Source organism: bacterium, from assembly GCA_035371905.1.
Classification (GTDB): domain Bacteria; phylum Ratteibacteria; class UBA8468; order B48-G9; family JAFGKM01; genus JAMWDI01.
Genome location: DAORXQ010000118.1, coordinates 1 through 4,649, shown reverse-complemented (window position 1 = coordinate 4,649; position 4,649 = coordinate 1). Strand labels below are relative to the sequence as shown.

General features: G+C 29.9%; 4 protein-coding genes. All 4 read right to left on the bottom strand.

Going from position 1 to position 4,649, the window contains the following annotated elements; all coding sequences use genetic code 11:
- Positions 1 to 457, bottom strand: a 457-nt coding sequence (locus tag PKV21_09160) for an NTP transferase domain-containing protein (GenBank protein ID HOM27653.1), incomplete at its 3' end; no start/stop codon positions are given.
- Complete coding sequence (gene rfaE1, locus PKV21_09155; protein ID HOM27652.1) at positions 454 to 1,491, bottom strand: D-glycero-beta-D-manno-heptose-7-phosphate kinase; 1,038 nt, start codon at positions 1,489 to 1,491, stop codon at positions 454 to 456. The genes rfaE1 and PKV21_09160, both read right to left, overlap by 4 nt.
- Positions 1,492 to 3,411 (bottom strand): hypothetical protein, encoded by a 1,920-nt coding sequence (locus PKV21_09150; GenBank protein ID HOM27651.1) that lies wholly within the window; start codon positions 3,409 to 3,411, stop codon positions 1,492 to 1,494.
- Positions 3,404 to 4,649: Asp-tRNA(Asn)/Glu-tRNA(Gln) amidotransferase subunit GatA (gene gatA, locus PKV21_09145; protein ID HOM27650.1), on the bottom strand; the 1,246-nt coding region annotated here is incomplete at its 5' end. The genes gatA and PKV21_09150, both read right to left, overlap by 8 nt.

The following is a 4,649-nucleotide window of genomic DNA, read 5'->3' as shown; positions in this document are numbered from 1 at the left end:
TTTCCTTATCCAGTACAACTTTTACAACATTAGGATTATAAAGGTCTTCTTTTTCCCTTATTTTTGTTACAGATGTAGAAATGTGAATAGAGGGGTTTTCTAACATAATTTCTAATGGTTTTTTCACTGCCTCAATAGGCAAAAATGGTTCATCTGCCTGAATATTTACAACCATATCAATTTTCCCATCAATTTTCCCAATTGCTTCAGCAACTCTATCGCTTCCTGTTCTACAATTTTCTGATGTAAAAATAACCTTACAACCAAATTTTTCACATTCTTCCTGGATTTTTTTACTTTCTGTTGCTATATATATTTGGCTAAAAATACCAACTTTTTTTGCTCTTTCGTAGACTCTTTGTAAAATTGTTTTTCCATCAATTTTATAAAGGACTTTGCCAGGTAATCTTTCTGAACCATATCTTGCAGGTATTACACAAATTATTTTTTTTCTCATTTTTCTATTTTAATATATTCTGAATTTAGATTTTTTTCAAAAATTTTTTCAAGTTCTTCACTGGTTACAACTGCTGTTCCTAATTTACCAACAACAATACCACCTGCCAAATTTGCAATTATTGAAGAAATAACTTCATCTTTTGTCTGACTAAAAGTTAGGGTAAAAGAGGCAATAACTGTATCCCCTGCTCCTGTTACATCATATACTTCTTTTGCGACAGATGGAATATGAAAGATATTATTTTTTCTATCAAATAAAATCATTCCCTGTTTTCCAAGAGTAATAATAAGAATTTCACTTTTAAGTTTCTTTTTTATTTTCTTCCCTAATTTTATTATTTCGTTTTTACTTTCAGGGTTGTTTTCTTTCATTCCTTCTGCTGCTTCTTTTTTGTTTGGAGTTAAACAGGTAACATTTTTATAATAAGTAAAGTGCTGAATTTTTGGGTCAATACATAGAATAATTCCTTTTTTCTTTTTAATATCAATAAGGTAATTTATCAGTTTTTTTGTAATAATTCCTTTTCCATAATCAGATACAATTATTCCATCAATTTTATTATTTACGATTTCATCAATTTTTCCAATAATTTGTTTTACTTCTTTATCAGATATTTCTTTTCTTTTTTCTCTATCTATTCTCACAATTTGCTGGTCTCTGCCAATTATTCTTGTTTTGGTAATTGTAGAAAGAGACCTTTCAAGAAAGAATCTTTCAATTTTCTTTTCTTTTATTATATGAGTTAGGATTTCGCCATTTGTATCTTTACCAATTCCGCCTATCAAAAACACATTCCCACCAAGTGATTTTATATTTAGAGCAACATTTCCTGCACCACCAGCAGTAAAACTTTCTTCTTTTACTTCAACCACAGGAACAGGTGCTTCTGGAGAAATTCTTGAAACATCACCATAAATATAATTATCAAGAATAACATCTCCAACAACAAGTATATTTTTCCTCTTTGATTTTTCAAGTACTTCTTTTAACTTTTTTTGACTTAAAAACCTTGATAATTTTTCTTTTCTCATTTATATCCAGAAAATTTGATTCCCGTGTTTTCCTGTAAAGAAATCAATTATAAACCATACACCAGCGCATGTATAAAGACCTAAGGGCAACCCTAAAAAGAAATATTTCAATTTTTCATAAACATTTGCCCCGCCATACTTCAAAATTAGTTTCTTTATAAGCCAGATAATAAAAATTGAAAACCATAAATAATCCATAAGCCATACAGGCCCTATTAGAAAACCAATTGGATGTAGTGGCCACCACAAAAAGTGTTGTCTCATAAACACAATTCCACCCATTATTAGAAAACCAATTGCTCTACATAACCACCCAATTCCATTTGGAGATGTTGGATGCTTTATCATTTCAGAAACATAATTGTAAGGTGCCTGTGGATTTCCACCAAAATACCAACTATTTAAATTTATTCCTCCATATTTATATCCTAATTTTAATTGTAAAAAAATCGTTACAATTATATTTATTATAATTGAAAGAAATATAGCCCAGAAAATTGGTCTTTTATTTTCTGCGTTTTCTGTTATTTTAAGTCCCATTGAAGTTGAAGCAAGAGGAAATGTTCTTAAATCGGCAGAATAAACATAAGTAAGTCCAAGAGCAGTTAATGTTAATGGTGTTAAATTTTGTGAACCAAACATTGATACAATTTGAGTGGAAGCAATTGTTGTTGCAACAAGTGTTGGAATTCCACCTTCACAGACAACTCTTGTTAAAATTACCCAGATTATAAAAGCAAATATTAAAAACAAAATAGATATATACCATTTCATTCCACTTATAATAAGCCATGCAGTTAAAAATAAAGAACCAAAAACAAGTCCCCAGAACGCTGCCTTATAAGAAAGAATTTCATTTGAATCATCTATTTTTTCTCCTTTTGCTGCATGCCAGACATCTTTAAGATGACTCCTTGATATCCATAAACTATAACCAACCATTGCAATCATTGCTCCCATACCTAAATGGTTAAAAATAGGGTCTCCACCACAACCATATATACCAACATTTTCAGTTGAAGAAATTCCTGTAATATTAAAAGTGCCTTTTATTACTTGAAAAAGTATATTGAAAAACCAGAGAGAAAAGGTAACATCTAAATTAACGAAATAAAGAAAACCAATAATTGGGAAACTTATTCTGAATTGGAGATTACTTGTTCTTCTGAAAATTGGGATTGAATTTGCAAGTTTAATCATAGGAACAAATTCAAAATAATTATGGAAAGCATTTATTGTTCCTATGATAAAAGCGATAGAAAACCCAAACCACATTAAAGGATTTTTAAAAAAACCAGGTAGAACTGATTTTTTATTTGTTTCTTTTACCATTTCTCTTGGTAAAATTGTTAGTGGATAAACAAGCCGTTCTTTTTCCATCCATTGTTTTCTTAAAATAACTGCAATACATATCATAACAAAATAAAGAGTAAAAATAAAAGGTAGCCATATGCATAGTGGTTTTATCCAGACACCATATGGTATTCTCATGCCTTTTGGCAATCCCTCATAAAAATATTTTACTGCCTCTTTATCATTAACTATTAAAAATTTCCTTATATTTGATAAAATAGTTGTATCCCATTGATTTTTAGGTGAAGCATAATAAGAAGGAGCAGAAATTATTGGTAAAATCTGACTTCCAAATCCCATTTCAGTTACAGAAGATGCAACAAGCATCATAACATATACAAGTAAAAGTTCTCCAGGAGAAAAGGCAAATGATGGCTTTACCAATTTTAAAATTGTATTTATAAAAAATACAAGAAAGAAAAAAATAAAAATTGCTCCTGCTGGCATATTGTCAATAGCCATAAAAGAAGCACCAACTACATCAACTGAATAATGGTCAAAATATGCAATGAAAATTGAAAGTAAAAGACCAGAAATAAATGCTCTCCTTGTAAAGAATTTATTCACATTTACCTCCTTTTAAAATTTTCTCAATTGCATAAGCAAATTGAATAATTTTTTCCTCTTTAAAGTGAGGGGCAATAATTTGTAATCCAATGGGTAAGTTATTTGAAGAAGAAAAAATTGGTACATTAATTGCTGGGAATCCAGAAAGATTTACATTAGCAGTGAAAATATCTGATAAATACATTTTTAAGGGGTCACCCTTTTTTTCCCCAATTTTAAAAGGAAATTCAGAAGTTGTAGGAGTTAGAATTAAATCAAATTTTTTAAAGGCATTTTCAAAATCATTTTTTATTAGTGTTCTAACTTTTTGTGCTTTTAAGTAATATGTCTGGTAATACCCAGCAGATAAAACATAAGTACCAAGTATAATTCTTCTTTTAACTTCTTCTCCAAACCCTTCTCCTCTTGTGTTTTTATACATTTCAATAAGATTATTATAGTTTGGACTTCTATACCCATATTTTACTCCATCAAACCTACCTAAATTTGAACTTGCCTCTGCGGTGCCAATTATGTAATAAACAGCAATTCCATATTCAGTATGAGGAAGTGAAATTTCTTCAATTTTACCTCCTTCTTTTTCAATTTTTTCCAGTAAATTACCAATTGTATCTTTTATTTCCTTATCAAGTCCTTCTATAAAATATTCTTTAGGAACTCCTATTTTAAAGTCCCTTATATCTTCTTTAAGGAAAGATGTATAATTACTGACTGGTATATTTAGTGAAGTTGAATCTCTATTATCTTTTCCAGAAATTATTTCAAGAATTAAAGCAGAGTCCCTTACATCTTTTGTAATAGGTCCAATCTGGTCAAAAGAAGAAGCAAAAGCAACAAGTCCATATCTTGAAACTCTGCCATAAGTTGGTTTCATACCAACAACTCCACAAAAAGCAGATGGTTGTCTTATTGAACCACCTGTGTCTGAACCAAGAGCAGCAAAACATAAATTGTCTCCTGTTGCAGCAGCAGACCCACCAGAAGACCCCCCAGGAACTCTTGTTTTATCAAATGGATTTTTTGTTGGACCATAAGCAGAATTTTCTGTTGAAGAACCAAATGCAAACTCGTCCATATTTGTTTTTCCAATTATTATTGCACCTTCTTCTTTTAATTTACTTATAACAGTTGCATCATAAGGAGGGATAAAATTGGCAAGAATTTTAGAACCACATGTTGTTGGAATACTTTTTGTACATATATTATCTTTTATTGCTATTGGAATACCTTCTAATTTT

What these genes read in the sequence shown, in the direction of transcription:
- rfaE1 (HOM27652.1), bottom strand. Translation starts at nt 1,491, where the DNA reads ATGAGAAAAGAAAAATTATCAAGGTTTTTAAGTCAAAAAAAGTTAAAA.